At 70.6% G+C, this 15,913-nt stretch carries 15 protein-coding genes; 8 read left to right on the forward strand and 7 right to left on the reverse strand.

Annotated features, from left to right (window positions below; genetic code table 11):
* Window positions 1-68: 68 nt before the first annotated feature.
* Window positions 69-1,394 (forward strand): D-arabinono-1,4-lactone oxidase, encoded by a 1,326-nt coding sequence (locus tag BJ988_RS23465; RefSeq protein ID WP_343051757.1) that lies wholly within the window; start codon window positions 69-71, stop codon window positions 1,392-1,394.
* Between the two features lie 81 nt (window positions 1,395-1,475).
* Window positions 1,476-3,518: an acyltransferase family protein gene (locus BJ988_RS23470; RefSeq protein ID WP_179660280.1), complete on the forward strand. Its 2,043-nt coding sequence runs from the start codon at window positions 1,476-1,478 to the stop codon at window positions 3,516-3,518.
* Between the two features lie 38 nt (window positions 3,519-3,556).
* On the opposite strand, the gene BJ988_RS23475 is transcribed toward BJ988_RS23470, so the two are convergent.
* The 3 genes from BJ988_RS23475 to BJ988_RS23485 all read right to left on the reverse strand — a co-directional run bounded on the left by BJ988_RS23475 (window position 3,557) and on the right by BJ988_RS23485 (window position 6,821).
* A complete protein-coding gene (locus BJ988_RS23475; RefSeq protein WP_179660281.1) occupies window positions 3,557-4,852 on the reverse strand; it encodes an MFS transporter in 1,296 nt (431 codons plus the stop codon).
* Between the two features lie 158 nt (window positions 4,853-5,010).
* Window positions 5,011-5,937, reverse strand: a complete 927-nt coding sequence (locus BJ988_RS23480; protein WP_179660282.1) for a serine hydrolase — start codon at window positions 5,935-5,937, stop codon at window positions 5,011-5,013.
* Window positions 5,934-6,821, reverse strand: coding sequence for a LysR family transcriptional regulator (locus tag BJ988_RS23485; protein ID WP_179660283.1), 888 nt, complete (start codon window positions 6,819-6,821; stop codon window positions 5,934-5,936). The genes BJ988_RS23480 and BJ988_RS23485 overlap by 4 nt, the downstream gene beginning before the upstream one ends.
* A gap of 142 nt (window positions 6,822-6,963) precedes the next feature.
* Between BJ988_RS23485 and bla the strand changes: the two genes are divergently transcribed.
* The gene (gene bla / locus BJ988_RS23490; protein WP_179660284.1) at window positions 6,964-7,854 is read left to right on the forward strand and encodes a class A beta-lactamase; all 891 of its coding nucleotides are present in this window, start codon (window positions 6,964-6,966) and stop codon (window positions 7,852-7,854) included.
* Window positions 7,855-7,976: 122 nt separating this feature from the next.
* Here the strand turns inward: bla and BJ988_RS23495 are convergent, their stop codons facing one another.
* Window positions 7,977-8,858, reverse strand: a complete 882-nt coding sequence (locus BJ988_RS23495; RefSeq protein WP_179660285.1) for an SDR family oxidoreductase — start codon at window positions 8,856-8,858, stop codon at window positions 7,977-7,979.
* Between the two features lie 126 nt (window positions 8,859-8,984).
* On the opposite strand from BJ988_RS23495, the gene BJ988_RS23500 reads away from it, so the two are divergent.
* Genes BJ988_RS23500 through yidC form a run of 5 tightly spaced genes read left to right on the forward strand, consistent with a single transcriptional unit; the run spans window position 8,985 to window position 12,606 of the window.
* Entirely contained in the window at window positions 8,985-9,728 is a 744-nt protein-coding gene (locus tag BJ988_RS23500; protein WP_179660286.1) for an enoyl-CoA hydratase family protein, read from the forward strand.
* Window positions 9,725-10,795, forward strand: coding sequence for an NAD(P)H-dependent flavin oxidoreductase (locus tag BJ988_RS23505; protein WP_179660287.1), 1,071 nt, complete (start codon window positions 9,725-9,727; stop codon window positions 10,793-10,795). Before BJ988_RS23500 ends, BJ988_RS23505 begins: the two co-directional genes overlap by 4 nt.
* A 16-nt stretch (window positions 10,796-10,811) precedes the next feature.
* Window positions 10,812-11,381 carry a GNAT family N-acetyltransferase gene (locus BJ988_RS23510; protein ID WP_179660288.1) on the forward strand — a complete coding sequence of 190 codons (570 nt, stop codon included), beginning with the start codon at window positions 10,812-10,814 and terminating at the stop codon, window positions 11,379-11,381.
* A gap of 35 nt (window positions 11,382-11,416) precedes the next feature.
* Entirely contained in the window at window positions 11,417-11,704 is a 288-nt protein-coding gene (locus tag BJ988_RS23515) for a hypothetical protein (protein ID WP_179660289.1), read from the forward strand.
* A 56-nt stretch (window positions 11,705-11,760) separates the two neighbouring features.
* Window positions 11,761-12,606, forward strand: a complete 846-nt coding sequence (gene yidC, locus BJ988_RS23520) for a membrane protein insertase YidC (RefSeq protein WP_179660290.1) — start codon at window positions 11,761-11,763, stop codon at window positions 12,604-12,606.
* Here the strand turns inward: yidC and BJ988_RS23525 are convergent.
* From BJ988_RS23525 to BJ988_RS23535, 3 genes are all read right to left on the reverse strand, one after another.
* Window positions 12,590-13,738, reverse strand: coding sequence for an acetyl-CoA C-acetyltransferase (locus BJ988_RS23525; RefSeq protein WP_179660291.1), 1,149 nt, complete (start codon window positions 13,736-13,738; stop codon window positions 12,590-12,592). The genes yidC and BJ988_RS23525 overlap by 17 nt on opposite strands.
* A gap of 158 nt (window positions 13,739-13,896) precedes the next feature.
* Window positions 13,897-14,691 (reverse strand): SDR family oxidoreductase, encoded by a 795-nt coding sequence (locus BJ988_RS23530; RefSeq protein WP_179660292.1) that lies wholly within the window; start codon window positions 14,689-14,691, stop codon window positions 13,897-13,899.
* Window positions 14,688-15,866 (reverse strand): acyl-CoA dehydrogenase family protein, encoded by a 1,179-nt coding sequence (locus tag BJ988_RS23535; protein WP_179660293.1) that lies wholly within the window; start codon window positions 15,864-15,866, stop codon window positions 14,688-14,690. Before BJ988_RS23535 ends, BJ988_RS23530 begins: the two co-directional genes overlap by 4 nt.
* Window positions 15,867-15,913 lie beyond the last annotated feature (47 nt).

The following is a 15,913-nucleotide window of genomic DNA, read 5'->3' on the forward strand; positions in this document are numbered from 1 at the left end:
TCGGGCAACTGTTCCGCCGGGCGGCCAAAGCGTTGACCGTACGCCGCGGAGCCGCCACTCTTGCCCGCGTGAGTGGCGTGAGTGTCGTGAGCGAGTGGCGGAACTGGGCAGGAAACCAGGCGACGGACCCGATCGAGGTCGTCGCGCCTCGTGACGAGGCAGAGCTCGCTGCCGTCGTCGTGGCCGCCGCGGAGGCCGGACGGAAGGTGCGACCGATCGGCGCGGGACACTCGTTCACCGCGATCGGGTCCCCGGTCGACGTCCAGGTCAGCCTGGACCGGCTCACCGGGATCGTGCGCGCCGACTCGACGACCGGCCTGGTGACGGTGCGCGGCGGCACCCGGCTCAAGGTCCTCAACCGCTCGCTCGAGGCGCTCGGGCTCTCGATGACCAACCTCGGCGACATCGAGGAGCAGTCGATATCGGGGGCGATCTCGACCGGCACCCACGGCACCGGTGCGCGATTCGGCGGCCTGGCGACCCAGGTACGCGGCCTGCGGCTGCTCCTCGCCGACGGCTCCGTGGTCTCCTGCTCGGCGGCGGAGAACCCGGAGATCTTCGACCTCGCCCGCGTGGGGCTCGGCGCGCTCGGGATCGTCGTCGAGGTCACGCTCCAGACCGAGCCGCTCTTCGCGCTCAACGCGCGCGAGGGCAACGACGAGCTCGCCGAGGTGATGGCCTCCTTCGACACCCATGCGTCGGAGACCGATCATTTCGAGTTCTACTGGTTCCCGCACACGACCCGGGTCCTGACCAAGCACAACACCCGGCTGCCGCTCCCCGAGACCTCGCTGGAGCCGGTGGGTCGGGTCCGCGGTTGGTTCGACGACGAGCTCCTCTCCAACACGGCCTTCGGAGCGACCGTCGGGCTCGGTCTCCGGGTCCCCGGCCTGGTCAAGCCGCTGGCTCGCTTCGCCGCCTCCGCGCGCTCGCCGCGCGAGTTCACCGACATCTCCTACCGGGTCTTCACCTCGCAGCGGAGGGTGCGGTTCGTGGAGAGCGAGTACGCCGTTCCGCGTGCCGCCGGGATGGAGGTCCTCGCGGCGCTGCAGCGTGCGGTCGAGGCGTCCTCGTGGAACATCTCCTTCCCGGTCGAGGTCCGGGTCGCGGCCGCCGACGACATCCCGCTGTCCACCGGGTTCGAGCGCGAGAACGTCTACATCGCCATCCACACCGCGCCCTCCTCGCCGTGGCGCGAGGAGTACTTCGCGGCCTTCGAGCGCATCGCCGGCGAGGTCGGCGGCCGCCCGCACTGGGGCAAGATGCACACGCTCTCCGCCGCTGACCTGGCCGAACGCTATCCGCGGTTCGGTGACTTCGTCGCGTTGCGCGACAAGCTCGATCCGTCGCGGATCTTCGGCAACCCCCACCTCGAGCAGGTCCTCGGCTCCTGACCCTCGCACCGGCTCGGCGCGAGCACCGGGACTTCACCGAGACGTCTTCGACAGGTCATCGACCGCACCTAGCCTGACCCGATGCCGGAGCCGCCCCGACCTCAGCGCATAGCCGAGATCCACGGGCTCCGGGGGCTGGCGCTGGCCCTCGTGGTGATCTTCCACCTCTTCGGAAACGGCCGCGTCTCCGGCGGCGTCGACGTCTTCCTCGCGCTGACCGGGTTCCTGGTGACCCGGTCGCTGGTCCGTCGGGTCACCTCCTCCGACCTGCGGGTCGCCGAGCACTACGGGCGTACGTTCCTGCGGCTCTCGGCTCCCATGCTGGTCGTGCTCGCGGGGACGGCGGTGCTGATGGTGGTGGTCATGCCTCGGTCGACGTGGGCCTCGACGTTGCGGGAGATCGCTGCGTCCGCGACGTACGTCCTGAACTGGGAGATGATCCGGAACCAGCTCGCCTACGGGGCGGCCGGGCCGAGTGCCAGCCCGCTGCAGCACTTCTGGTCGCTCTCGGTGCAGGGGCAGTTCCTGCTGGTCTGGCCGGTGGTCGTGCTGGTGGCCTGGCGTCTGGCACGGGCCCGGGTCCAGCTCGTACTGACGCTCGCCGTGGCGGTGGCGACGATCGCCTCGTTCGTCTTCGCCTGGCGGCTCGGCGCGGCCGACCAGCAGGTCGCCTACTTCCACACCTGGGCGCGTTTCTGGGAGCTCGGTCTGGGGGCGCTGCTCGCCCTCGGGCTCGACCGTCTCCGCCCACCCGGCCCAGCGCGCCCGGTGCTCGCCTGGCTCGGGCTGCTGCTCGTCGCGAGCTCGGGGCTCGTGCTCGACGGCGCGGCCCTCTTCCCCGGCCCGTGGGCACTGTGGCCGGTCGGTGGCGCACTGCTGGTCGTGATCGGCTCGGGGTCGGCGGTGCCGTGGGGACCTCAGCGCCTCCTCGGGCTCAGACCCCTGCGGTTCGTCGCGGACATCTCCTTCCCGCTCTATCTGTGGCACTGGCCGCTGCTGATCGCCTGGCTGAGCTGGACCTACGCGACCCGGACCACGCTCCTGGCGGCGGTGGTCGTGCTCTCCGCGTCCGTGGTCATGGCCTGGCTGACCCACCGCTTCGTCGAGCGGCCGGTGGCGCGGATCGGGGCGCCGTTCACCGGCATGGTGCGGCTCGTGACGGTCCCTCTCGTGCTCGGTGTGGTCGCGGGCGGCACGCTGGCGGTCACCGCCGAGGTGGAGCGCCAGGACGCCGCCCGGAAGGCTGCTGCGGTCGAGGCCGCGGAGCGATACGCGGGCTGCATCGGTGCCGCGGCGCTCGACCCCGCGCTCGCAGAGTGTGAACGCCCGGCCGACCTGATCGATGCGAGTCTGGGCTACCAGGCACCGGACGGGTCGGCATGCTGGTCCAACAAGGAACGACCGGTCGCGTTGAAGGTGTGCACCCTCGGCCCGAAGACCGGCTACACCCGACGCCTGCTCGCCGTCGGCGACTCCCACAACCACCAGCTCGTGCCCGCCTACCGCGCGATCGCCGAGCGCCGCGGGTGGCGCATAGACGTGGCCGGCCGCGCCGGCTGCCACTGGAACGCCCGCGACCGTGTCGGCACACCGGCGGCGAGCGTCGAGCTGTGCGACCGGTGGAAGGAGGAGCTCGCGGCGTACATCGCCGAGGAGGAGGTCGATGCGTACGTCGTGGTCCACTCGAGCCTGGTGAACGTGAAGGCCTCGCGCGGCGAGAGCGAGATCGAGGCGCTCAGCCGCGGGATGGCGGACGCATGGGCCACCAGACCGGACCCGTCGGTGCCGGTGATCGCGGTCCAGGACTCACCCATCTTCGAGCCGAGCGGGGCCCTCTTCGCGCGCGTGGTCCAGGCGTGCATCGACGACCACGGGCTCGCGGCCGCGGTCGAGTGCGCGCGGAGCCGCGACGAGGTCGTACGCGACGACGGGAGCCTGGCTGCCACGCGGCTCGCCACGAACGCCCACCATGTCGACCTCACGTCCTACTTCTGCGGCGAGAAGCGATGCTCGCCTGTAGTCGGCAACCTGGAGGTCTATCTGGACGGCGTCCATGTCTCCCCGCTCTACGCCGAGACGCTGGCGCCCTATCTCGGCGAACGGATCGCGAAGATCCTGCGCTGACCTCGGCCGCTGGCCGCTGACCGCCTCGCCGACGTGGGCTAGACGGCGGCCGGCTCCTGCTCGTCCTCGCGCGGGAAGTGGGCCTGCTTGAAACGTACGGCCATCCGGGTCGACGGGCCCATGCCGGCCGCGGCGACGACGATGATGGCGGCGATGACGACCCAGCCGGCGCCGCTGTAGAAGTCGGGGTGCCAGCCCATGGCGAGGAACGTGAACAGCGCCGGGGCCCACGCGCCGCCGAGCTGGCGGCCGATGCCGGCGACGCCTTGGTACTCACCACGCCGGTCGGGGTCCATGAGCTCGGCCTGGAACGCCCACGAGGCGGAGCCGATGGCGAGCTCGGCGCCGGTCACGGCCACATGGCCGACCCAGACCAGGAAGATGGTGAGGAACCCGCGGGTGTCGTGGGTGACCAGCGTGATCGCGCACGCGGCGACGAAGAACGCACTGCTCCACCACACCCGCCGCAACGCGTCGCGGACGTTGCGGACGCCCTTCGAGGTGTAGGCCGGAAGGATGATGCACAGCACCGTGTTGGTCGCGAAGAGCCAGGCCAGGAGCCAGCGCGGCGAGTCGGTGTACTCGACGAGCCACAACGGGATCACGGTGTGCAGGAGCACCTGGTTGGACCACAGCGTGCCGGTGAAGGTCGTCACCAGCAGCCAGCCGACGTTGCGCAGCGCGCCTGGCCCCGGCAGCTTCTCGACGATCTCGCCCGCGGCGCGGCGCTCGTCGTGGGGAGCCATGGGCAGGCGAGTGATCCAGACCGAGTTGGCGACCCCGAGGGCCAGCGCGAAGAACGGCACGCCCCACTTGAGGACCGTGTCGGTGTCCATCGCGAGCGCGATACCGGCGATCAGGGCGCCGATGGTGAAGCCGAGGTTGAGGCTGGAGTACATGAACGCCTGGGTCTCGACCCGCTCCTTCTCGGGGAGGACATCGAGGACGTACGCATTCCGGCCCGCGCCGCCCGCGTTGTTGACCACCTCGAAGACGACGATGACGCACAGGTAGGCCCAGAAGCCGTGGATGAACGGCATCGTCGCGAACATCAGTGCGCTGATCAGCGCACTGATCGCCCAGACCCGCTTGGGGCCGATGAGGTCGGCCAGCTTGCCCATCGGGTAGGCGGTGAGGAACGACGCGATCCCCGCCACCGTCAGGCCTACACCGATCTGCGCCGGGCTCAGACCCACGAACGCGACCAGGTAGAACGCGGCCGCCGTGTTGAAGGTGCCGTCCCCCGCCGCGAAGAGCAGCGACTGCGTCGCCAACCGCCGTGACAAGGGCGTCGGCGGGATCAGGGTCTTGAGGAAGACGGGCAGGGCGGGCACCGGCTGATTCCATCACTGCACCCGGGCCGTTGACACCTGGTTTAGGCGAGACGTCACCCCCGTCGGCCGAGACGTCAGGCCCGTCGGCCGAGATGGCACCGGTGTGCCACCTCGGCCGACGCGCCTGACGTTTCGGCCGACGTACGTGACGCCTCGGCTCAGGTTGAGCGGCGCATGGCGAGGGCCTCGACGGCATCGCGGGCGGTGGCGGCGACGGCGAGGTCGACGTCGTTCTGGATCCGGGCCGTACGGTCGGAGTCGGTGAGCACGGCGATGGCGACGCGGCCACCTGGATGAGTGACGACGGCGATCTCGTGCCGCAGGGTGAGGAACCCACCGGTCTTGCCGGCTAGCTGGATGTCGTCGGCGAGAAGATCGGCGGCGATCCGATGGGTGAAGACCTGCTTGCCCATCGACTCGCGCAGCATGGCGGTCGCCTCGGGCTTGGCGATCTCGTCCCGCCAGACCCGCTCGAGCAGATCGACGCAGGCGCGCGGTGAGCCGACGGTGGCGCGCTCGACGTCGAGGGAGTCGATCACGTGCCGGCCGCCCGGCCGGCGACCCTCGACCGCGAGCTGGGTGGCGAGGGCGAAGTCGTGGCCGGCGAGGCGGGTGGCGTAGTCGTACATCGGCTGCATCCGGTGGCGCACCCGCAGCCCCTCCACACCCCACTCGGCGAGCTGCTCGTCGACCTCGCGGGGCGAGACCTCGTCGAAGAGCGCGTCGGCGGCGGCGTTGTCGCTGAGGCTGAGCATCATCAGCATCAGGTCGGCGACGGAGCAGGTCACGTCGTGGGTGAACGCGGAGAAGCCGAAGGGCCCATAGCTCCGCTCGTCGGCCGTCAGCGTCATGTTCGCGGCAGGATCGATCTCGCCGCGAGCGATCCGGTCGGCGACGACCAGGGCGAGCGGCACCTTGGCCACCGAGGCCAGCGGCATCTGGCGGTCGACCCCGACCCCGACCTCCTGACCGGCGTCGAGGTCGCGGGCCAGGAACGCGATCCTGACCTGGAGATCCCGGAAGCGCTCGGCGGTCGCCTCGGCGAGGTCGATCAGCCCTCGGTCGCTGCCGACCAGCGGGCTCATCCGCGCCCCTCCTCAGGGGCACCCACGCACGCGCCGAGCAGGGCGAGCGCCTGCGCTCGCACCTCGCCTGCAGCCAACGGCCCCGGCACCGGTTGCAGCTCGGCCAGCCGATGACCGCGAGCCACCGGGTCGATGAAGGGCGACCAGCTCAACCCGTACGTCACCGCCTCGTGTCGTGCGCAGATCATGGTCCCGCGCCCCGCCAGGGTCTCGGCCACCGCGAGCTGGTGCGGCGTACGACGCAGGGCGCCCGGGCCGATGCCCGCGCCGTCAGCCAGCCGCCGCAGCCGGCCGGCGGGGTCGTCCAGGTCTCGCGGGAGGGCCAGGACCTGCGTACGGTCCCCGCCTCTGCGGGGGCGCAGCGAGGACAGCGACACGGGCCGCGGCGTGGCTCCGGTCGTGGCAGGCAGGGTCGCGGCAGGCAGGGTCGCGGCGCCGAGCGGCGTGACCCAGGTGGCTGCGTCGGGGTCGCACGCGTCGACCAGCCAGGCTGCCGACTCCGGCGCCTCCTCGTCGTCGCTCGCGAGGCGTATCTCGACGCCTTCCGTCTCCAGCAGCGCGACCAACCGGGCCAGCGGGGCCGGGTCGCAACCCGATGGCACCCCGACCACGAAGCGCTCCCGGTCATGCCGTCGGATGCTCCGCAGCAGATGGTCGGCCTGGTCGACGAGGTGCCTGGCGCGCGGGAGCAGCGCGTGCCCGGCCGGGGTGAGCGCGATCTGGCGCCGGCTGCGGTCGAGCAGCTCGACGCCCAGCTCACGCTCGAGCGCGCGGAGGCGACGGCTGAGCAGCGGCTGATCGACGCCCAGCTCCAGGGCGGCCTCCGAGACGCTCATCTCGTCGGCGACCGCGGCGAAGCCGCGCAGATGAAGCAGTAGGTCCACGCGTACAGGATGTCCGATCGCCCGCAGAACGTCCCATGTCACCAGCGCATACCTCCATGTCGGATCGTCCTTGGACGCCATCGCCGCGGCGGCGGCACGATTCCCGAACCACCTCAGGAACGACCTTCAGCAAAGGACTCACATGACTCACCCGATCCTCAGCCGCCGCGCCGTCCTGGGCGGAGCCGCCGCCGCGGCCGCCGTCGCCGCGACCGCAGCGGCCACCGTTGGCGGTGGTTCGATGGCGTACGCCGCCGGCAGCGCCTCCATCGCCGCGCTCGAGCAGAAGCACGGGCGTCTGCTCGGCGTCTGGGCCAAGAACATCCGGACCGGACGCACGATGGAGCACCGTGCCGAGGAACGCTTCCCGATGCTGTCGACCTTCAAGACCCTGCTCGCCGCACAGATCCTGCGAGACCTCCCCAGGCGTACGCTCCAGCAGCGCCTGACCTGGGACGCGAGCGACGTCGTCGCCAACTCCCCGATCACCTCGCTCACCACCCGCAACGGCCTCACGGTGGCGCAGCTCTGCGAGGCGACCGTCACCCGGTCCGACAACACCGCGGCCAACGTACTGATGCGTCTCATCGGCGGGCCGGCGGGCGTCACCGCCTTCGCCCGCTCCCTCGGTGACGACGTGAGCCGCCTGGACCGCTGGGAGCCCGAGCTCAACAGCGCGATCCCGGGCGACCTGCGCGACACCACCACGCCCCACGCGATCGCCCGGTCCTACACCAAGCTGCTGCTCGGCAACGCGCTCGACCGCACGGACCGCGACCAGCTGACCACCTGGATGCTCGCCAACCAGTCGACCGTGACCCGGTTCGGTGCCGGGGTCCCGGCTTCCTGGCGCCTCGCCGACAAGACCGGCGGCGGGGACTACGCCACGCGCAACGACGTCGGTGTCACCTGGACTCCCGACGGCGCCCCGATCGTCATCGCCGCCCTGACCCGCTCCGACGACCCCGCCGCTGCTCCCCTCGACACCCCGCTCGCGGACATCGCGGCGACTGTCTGTGGGGAGCTCGGCTGACCTGCGGCGGCAGCTCCGGCGGGCTGTAACACGTCGTTCGTAGGACTACTCGCCTTTTAGAACGACCGGATAGACCTACGAACGACGTGTTACACGTGCGGCTTCGGCCTGGTTCGGCCGACTCAGGCTCCGTAGACCTTCTCCGGCACAGGCGCCTGCGCGAGGAGCTTTCGGAGCGCCGGGCCGACGTCGGCAGCCTCCCACCGGGCGCCGGCGTCGGCCGAGGGGCCGTGGGCCCAGCCGTTCTCCACGGTGATCTCGGTCCCGTCGATCTCGATGACCCGACCGGTGATGTCACGGGCGTCCTCCGAGGCGAGCCAGGCGACGACGGGGCTGTTGTCCTCGGGCAGCGCCATGGCGGAGGTGTCGAAAGCGCCCTCGGTCATCCGGGTCTTGGCGACGGGCGCGATCGCGTTGACCGTGACGCCATAACGGGCCATCTCGGCGGCGGCGACGAGCGTGAGCCCGGCGATCCCGGCCTTGGCGGCGGAGTAGGTGCCCTGCCCGATCGAACCCTGCAGGCCCGCGCCGGAGGAGGTGTTGATGACCCGGGCGGCCCGCTGGCGGCCCTCCTTGGACTCCGCCCGCCAGTACGCACCCGCGTGCCGCAGCGTCGCGAAGTGGCCCTTCAGGTGCACCCGGATCACCGCGTCCCACTCCTCCTCGGAGGTGTTGACGAGCATCCGGTCGCGTACGAACCCGGCGTTGTTCACGAGGACGTCCAGACCGCCGTACGTCTCGATGGCCTGTCGCACCATCGCCTCGGCAGCAGCGAAGTCGGCCACGTCGGCGGAGTTGGCAACCGCCTCCCCACCTGCGGAGACGATCTCCTCGACCACCTGCTCAGCGGGAGAGTCGCCGGTGCCCTCTCCCGCCAGCGAGACGCCGAAGTCGTTGACGACGACCTTCGCGCCGTGGCGGGCGAGCTCGAGCGCGTGCGCCCGGCCGATGCCTCGTCCTGCCCCCGTGACGATCGCGATCCGGCCATCCAGCAGTCCGGTCATGTGAGTGCTCCCTGCGTCGATGCGTAAGCCAATGAAGTTGATGCAGTCTTGCCAGCTTGAACCAAGCAACTGCTAGGCTACCAAGCAATCGCTAGGTTAGTCAGCACGGATCGAGGACAGGTTCGCATGGGCATCTCCACCGAGGTCACCGACGAGCAGATCGCCGTCGTCACGATGAACCACCCGCCGGTCAACGCGCTGCCGGTGAAGGGCTGGTTCGAGGTCGCCGACGCCGTCACGACAGCCGCCGACGACGGCGCCCGAGTCGTGATCCTGCGCGCCGAGGGCAAGGGCTTCAACGCCGGCGTCGACATCAAGGAGATGCAGCAGATCGAGGGGTTCGAGGGCATCCTCGGCGCCAACCGCGGCTGCTACGCGGCCTTCAAGGCGATCTACGAGTGCCCCGTCCCCGTCATCGCTGCGGTCAACGGCTTCTGCCTCGGCGGCGGCGTCGGCCTGGTCGGCAACGCGGACACGATCGTGGCCAGCGACGACGCCTTCTTCGGCGTACCCGAGGTCGACCGCGGAGCCCTCGGCGCCGCCACCCACCTGAGCCGGCTGGTGCCACAGCACATGCTGCGTACGCTCTATTTCACCGCTCAGACCATCACCGCCCAGCGTCTCCACGAGCTGGGATCGGTCCACCAGGTCGTACCCCGTGCCGACCTCGACGAGGCCGCCCTCGAGGTCGCGCGCCAGATCGCTGCCAAGGATCCGCGGGTCATCCGCGCCGCCAAGGCCGCTCTCAACGGCATCGACCCGATCGATGTGAACGCCTCCTACCGCTTCGAGCAGGGCTTCACCTACGAGCTCAACCTCGCCGGCGTCGCAGACGAGCGCCGCGACGCCTTCGTGAAGGAGGGCCGATGACCACCACCCCCACCTTCCGTACGCCGCTGACCGAGCTCACCGGGGTCGACCACCCGATCGTCCAGACCGGGATGGGCTGGGTCGCCGGCCCCCGTCTCGTCTCCGCCACCGCCAACGCCGGCGCGCTCGGCATCCTGGCCTCGGCCACGATGACCCTCGACCAGCTCGAAAAGGCGATCGTCGAGGTCAAAGGCCGCACCGACAGGCCGTTCGGCGTCAATCTTCGTGCCGATGCCTCCGATGCGCCGGACCGCTGTCGGCTCCTGATCGACCACGACGTCAAGGTCGCGAGCTTCGCCCTAGCCCCGAAACCCGAGCTCATCAGCAAGCTCAAGGAGCACGACGTCGTCGTGATGCCCTCGATCGGCGCCGCCAAGCACGCCAAGAAGGTGGCGGGCTGGGGTGCCGACATGGTGATGATCCAGGGCGGCGAGGGCGGCGGCCACACCGGCGCCGTCCCGACCACCCTGCTCCTCCCGAGCGTCCTGGACGCCGTCGACATACCGGTCGTCGCCGCGGGCGGCTTCTTCGACGGGCGCGGCCTCGCCGCCGCTCTCTCCTACGGGGCGGCCGGCATCGGCATGGGCACCCGGTTCCTGCTCACCGCCGACTCCGCGGTCCCGGAGGACGTACGCCGCCGCTATCTCGACTTCGGCCTCGACGGCACGGTCGTGACGACGAAGGCCGACGGCATGCCGCATCGCCTGCTCCGCACCGAGTTCATCGACACCCTGGAGAAGGAAGGGGCGACGGCGAAGCTGCTGCGGACCCTCAAGCGCACGCTCCAGTTCAAGGAGATGTCCGGTTCGAAGTGGTCGACGCTCGTCAAGGACGGTCGCGCGATGGTTCACGGCGGCGACCGGACGTGGGCCGAGGTGGTCCTCGCCGCCAACACCCCCATGCTCCTCCGCGCCGGCCTCGTCGAGGGCGATACCAACGCCGGCATGCTCTCCAGCGGCCAAGTCGTCGGCCTCCTCGACGACCTCCCCACCTGCGAGGAGCTGGTCGACCGCATCGTCGGCCAGGCCGCCGACCGCCTCAAATATCTGGACGCGACCCGGATCTGAGCGCCAGGGTGGCCCCATGACGATCGAGGTTCGCCCGGCAGAGGTCTTCGACGACGTACGCACCCTTGTCGGCCCCAAGCGCGACGACGCCAGCGTCTGCTGGTGCCTGAGCTACCGGATCCCCTCGACGATCAACAACAAGATGCGCGGCCAGGAGCGCGGGGAGTTCGTGCGCGACCTGCTCGCCTCCGGGCCGCTCGGCGTGCTGGCCTACGAGGCCGACGAGCCGGTCGGCTGGGCCGCGGTCGCCCCGCGCGCGGACACCACCTTCGCTCGCAACCGGAAGATCCCCCACGTCGACGACCTGCCGGTCTGGTCGGTGTGGTGCATCCGGGTCCGGCCGGGCTACCGCGGCAAGGGCATCTCGCACGCGCTCATCGAAGGTGCCGTCGACTTCGCGCGCGACCGCGGCGCCCCGGCCATCGAGGCCTACCCGCTCGACAACCAGGGCGCCAAGGTAGACCTGACGATGGCGTACGCCGGGATCCGCAAGAACTTCGAGGCCGCGGGTTTCACCTGGGCCGCCGACACCACCTCGGTCCTCGCGGGTCATCCCCGCATCCTGATGCGGCGCGACCTGACCTGAGCCCCCTGTTGGCCCTGATCGGTACAGTGGACGTCGTGAAGGACGAGACGAGCCGCGTACGCGTAGCGCTGGTCGCACTTTTCACGCTGATGCTCCCGGCGCTGATGAGCGTCGACCCCGAGCAGGCGCTGCTGACCATCGCGGTCTCGACCGCGCTCGCGGCCATCGCGGTGGGAGGGCTCCACAACGCCAGCTCGTTCGCCCTGGTCAGGGCACGTTCGACGGTCCGTCCGGACGTCTCCGACGGACCTCATCACCTGGCTGCCCGGGTCACCGACCCCGTGTGCTCCCCGCGCCGCCCGCGCGCTCCTGAGCGGTTCTGACCCCTCGCCCACCGGCGAGCCCGTCAGACCTGTCCACTCATCTCAGGAGCACACCCATGTCCGTTCTCGCCCCGTTGTCGCATGCCCTCGCGGCCGTACTCGCCGGCGCCCACCACGTCCTCTCCTTCGCCGGGTCCAACGCCAGCTGGCTGCTCGCCATCGCGGCGGTCGTGGTGCTGGTCCGGCTCGCCCTCCTCCCGCTCACGATCCGGGGCGTTCGCCACGCCCACGCCTCCGCTCGGGCCCGTCCACAGCTCCAGGCGCTGACGAAGAAGTACGCCAAGAAGAGCTCGTCCGGGAGCCCGAGCCAGGACGACGTGATGGCGATGATGGCGGAGCGGCGCAAGATCAACGAGGAGCACGGCGTACCCCGCTTCGCGTTGCTCGCCGCCTTCGCCCAGCTGCCGATCTTCCTCGCGCTCTACCACCTGCTCTCCGACGTCAGCCGGGACACCGCGGTCGGCGCGATGAGCGACTCGCTGGTCGCCTCGCTCGGTGCGGCGACCTTCCTCGGCGCGCCACTGACCGGGCACGGCTACCTCTCCGGCGACACGGCCCATCTGGTGATCACCCTCGGCCTCGCCGCGACCGCCGCCCTGGTCAGCTACCTCAGCCAGCGGATGTGGGTCCTGCCCAACATGGTCATGGCCGACATGCCCGAGACGATGGTGCGCGTCCAGGAGCTCATGCCGGTCATCTCAGCCGCGGGCATGCTCCTCGCCGGCAGCAGCGTCCCGCTCGCGCTGCTGGTCTACTGGGTCATCAGCGGCCTGTGGACCGCCGGCCAGGCCGCGGTCATCCACCGCTGGTTCCCCACCCCGGGTTCACCGGCCGCGGAGCACCGAACGCTCAGGTTGCAGCCGGCCTCACCCGGCCGGCCCGAGGTCAAAGTCGCTCGATGATGGTGACGTTGGCCTGGCCGCCGCCCTCACACATGGTCTGCAGGCCGTAGCGCCCGCCGGTGCGGTCGAGCTCGTTGAGGAGAGTTGTCATCAGCCGGGCACCGGTGGCGCCGATGGGATGGCCGAGGGCGATGCCGCCGCCGTTCACGTTCACCTTCGAGTGCGGGACGTCGAGCTCCTTCATCCACGCCAGGACGACGGAGGCGAAGGCCTCGTTGCACTCGAAGAGATCGATGTCCTCGATCGACAGGCCCGCCTTGGCCAGGGCGCGGCGGGTGGCCTCGATCGGGCCGGTGAGCATCCAGACCGGGTCGTCGCCGCGTACGGAGAGGTGGTGGATGCGGGCGCACGGGGTGAGCCCGTGGTCGCGGACGGCCACCTCGGAGGCGATCAGCAGCGCCGAGGAGGCGTCGCAGATCTGCGAGGCGACGGCCGCGGTGATCCGGCCGCCCGGAGCCAGGGGGTCGAGGCCGGCCATCTTCTCCAGCGAGGTCTCACGCGGGCACTGGTCGACGGCGAAGTCGCCGACCGGCACGATCTCCCGATCGAACCGGCCCTCGGTGATCGCGGTCTTGGCACGCTGATGGGAGGCGAGCGCGTAGGCCTCCATGTCCTCGCGCGAGATGTCCCACTTCTCCGCGATCATCTCCGCGGAGCGGAACTGGGAGACCTCCTGGTCGCCGTAGCGCTTCACCCAGCCGGGCGACTCGGCGAAGGGTGTCGTGTAGCCGTACTGGGCGCCGACCAGCATCGCAGCCGAGATCGGGATCGCCGACATGTTCTGCAGTCCGCCCGCGACGACCAGGTCCTGCGTCCCGGACATCACCCCCTGAGCGGCGAAGTGGACCGCCTGCTGCGAGGAGCCGCACTGCCGGTCGATGGTCACCCCGGGTACGTGGTCGGGCAGCCCGGCCACCAGCCAGGCCGTCCGCGCGACATCACCGGCCTGCCCGCCGATCGTGTCGCAGCACCCCATGATCACGTCGTCGACGGCGCCCGGGTCGATCCCGGTGCGGTCGACGAGAGCGGCGAGGGAATGGGCGCCGAGATCGGCCGGGTGGACGCCGGCCAGTGCTCCCCCGCGCTTCCCTACCGGCGTACGAACCGCGTCGATGATGAATGCCTCAGACAATGTTCCTACTCCTTGACCCACGCCGGTCGAGCCGACGTCGTGAGGTACGAGCGACGTCGTGTCGAGACCAACACGGTCCCTTCGGCGCTCGATGGGACTGTGTTGGTCTCGACACGCTCGGCCGCAGGCGGCCTCCCGGCTCGACCAGCGGGGTGCTGCTACGCATGCTGACTCGAGACGGAGAGGACCTCGCCGGTCATGTAGGACGAGTAGTCCGAGGCCAGGAAGACCATGACGTTGGCGATCTCCCACGGCTCGGCGGCGCGGCCGAAGGCCTCGCGGCCCTTGAGCTCGACCAGGAGCTCAGGGCTCGTCACCTTCTCCAGGAACGGATGCATCGCCAGGGACGGCGAGACCGCGTTGACCCGGATGCCGTGCGGGGCGAGGTCGGCGGCGGCCGAGCGGGTCAGCGCCATCACGCCAGCCTTGGCCGCGGCGTAGTGCGCCTGCCCCTCCTGGGCTCGCCACCCGATCACAGAGGCGTTGTTGACGATCACGCCACGCTTCCCGGCTGCGACGAACCGCTGCCCGACCGCGCGAACGCACCGGAACGTCCCGGTCAGGGTGATGTCGAGGACCTTGGACCACTGGTCGTCGGTCATCTCGAGCACCGACGCCGTGCCGCCGAGGCCGGCGTTGTTGATCATCACGTCGACCCCGCCGAACGGCTCGGCCGCGTCGAGCAGCGCCTGGACCTGGTCCTCCTGCGTGACATCGCAGGTCACAGCCGTGATCCGGTTCTCCCCGAACTCCTCGGCGAGCGCGTCGCGCGACTCCTTGAGCCGCCGCTCGTGGGTGTCGGAGACGACGACCGCCTTCGCGCCCTCCTCGAGCACCTTCCGCACGACCGCCGCACCGATCCCCGCGCCGGCCCCGGCGGTCACGACGACGACGCGTCCGTCCAGGAGCGAGTGACCCGGGACGTACGCGGGGGTGGGCTGTTCGACCTTCATGCACGGGCCTCTCGTGGCAGGCCGAGCACACGCTCGGCGATGATGTTCCGTTGGATCTCGTCCGAGCCGCCGTAGATGGTGTCGGCACGGGAGAAGAGGTAGAGCGACTGCAGCCGGTCGAGCGCGTAGTCCGCGCCGGTGGTGAGTCCGGCGAGCCCGACGACGTCCATCGCCAGGTCGCCGAGGTCGCGGTGCCAGCGGGCCCAGAGCAGCTTGGAGACGCTCGCCTCGGGGCCCGAGGAGCCGGAGTCGTACGCCGAGAGTGTCCGCAGCGCGTGCAGCCGGAGCACCTCCAGCCCGACGTGGGCCTGGGCGAGGCGAGACGAGATGTCGGGGTCGTCGATGGTGCCGTTCGCCCGGGCAGCCTCCTCGACCGTCTCCAGCTCGCGCGCGAACCCGACCTGCTGGCCGATCGTGGAGACGCCGCGCTCGAACCCGAGAGTCGCCATCGCGACCTTCCAGCCGTCACCGGGCTCACCGACCACGAGATCGGCCGAGGTCACGGCGCCGTCGAAGAAGACCTCGTTGAACTCGGAGGTGCCGGTCAGCTGCTGGATCGGCCGCACCTCGACACCGGGCTGCTTCATCGGCACCAGCAGGTAGGAGAGTCCGTGGTGCCGCGAGGACCCCGGCTCGGTCCGGCAGACCACGAAGCACCAGTCGGAGAGGTGGGCGTTCGACGTCCACACCTTCTGGCCGTCCACCACCCACTGGTCGCCGTCCAGCCGGGCGCGGGTCCGCACCCCGGCCAGGTCGGAGCCGGCTCCGGTCTCGGAATAGCCCTGGCACCACAGCTCCTCCACCGCGACGATCTTGGGCAGGAACCGCTCCTTCTGGGCGTCGGTCCCATGAGCGATCAGCGTCGGCCCGAGCAGCTCCTCGCCGAGATGGTTGATCCGCACCGGCGCGTCCGCGCGGGCGTACTCCTCGTGAAAGATCACCTGCTGGAACAGCGGCAGGCCGCGCCCCCCGTGCTCCTCGGGCCAACCCAGGCAGGTCCAGCCGTGCTTGGCCAGATAGCGGTTCCACGCCAGCCGCCCCTCGTACGACTCGTGGTCGCGCCCGTTCCCACCGGTGCCGCGCAGCGCGGCCCACTCGCCGACCAGATGGTCGGCCAGCCACTCGCGCACCTCGGCACGGAACGCCTCGTCCTCGGCGGAGTAGGTCAGGTCCATGCCGGACAACCTACCAAACCAAGCACTTGTTTGGTAGCGTCTGCGGC

Source organism: Nocardioides panzhihuensis, from assembly GCF_013408335.1.
Classification (GTDB): Bacteria; Actinomycetota; Actinomycetes; order Propionibacteriales; family Nocardioidaceae; genus Nocardioides; species Nocardioides panzhihuensis.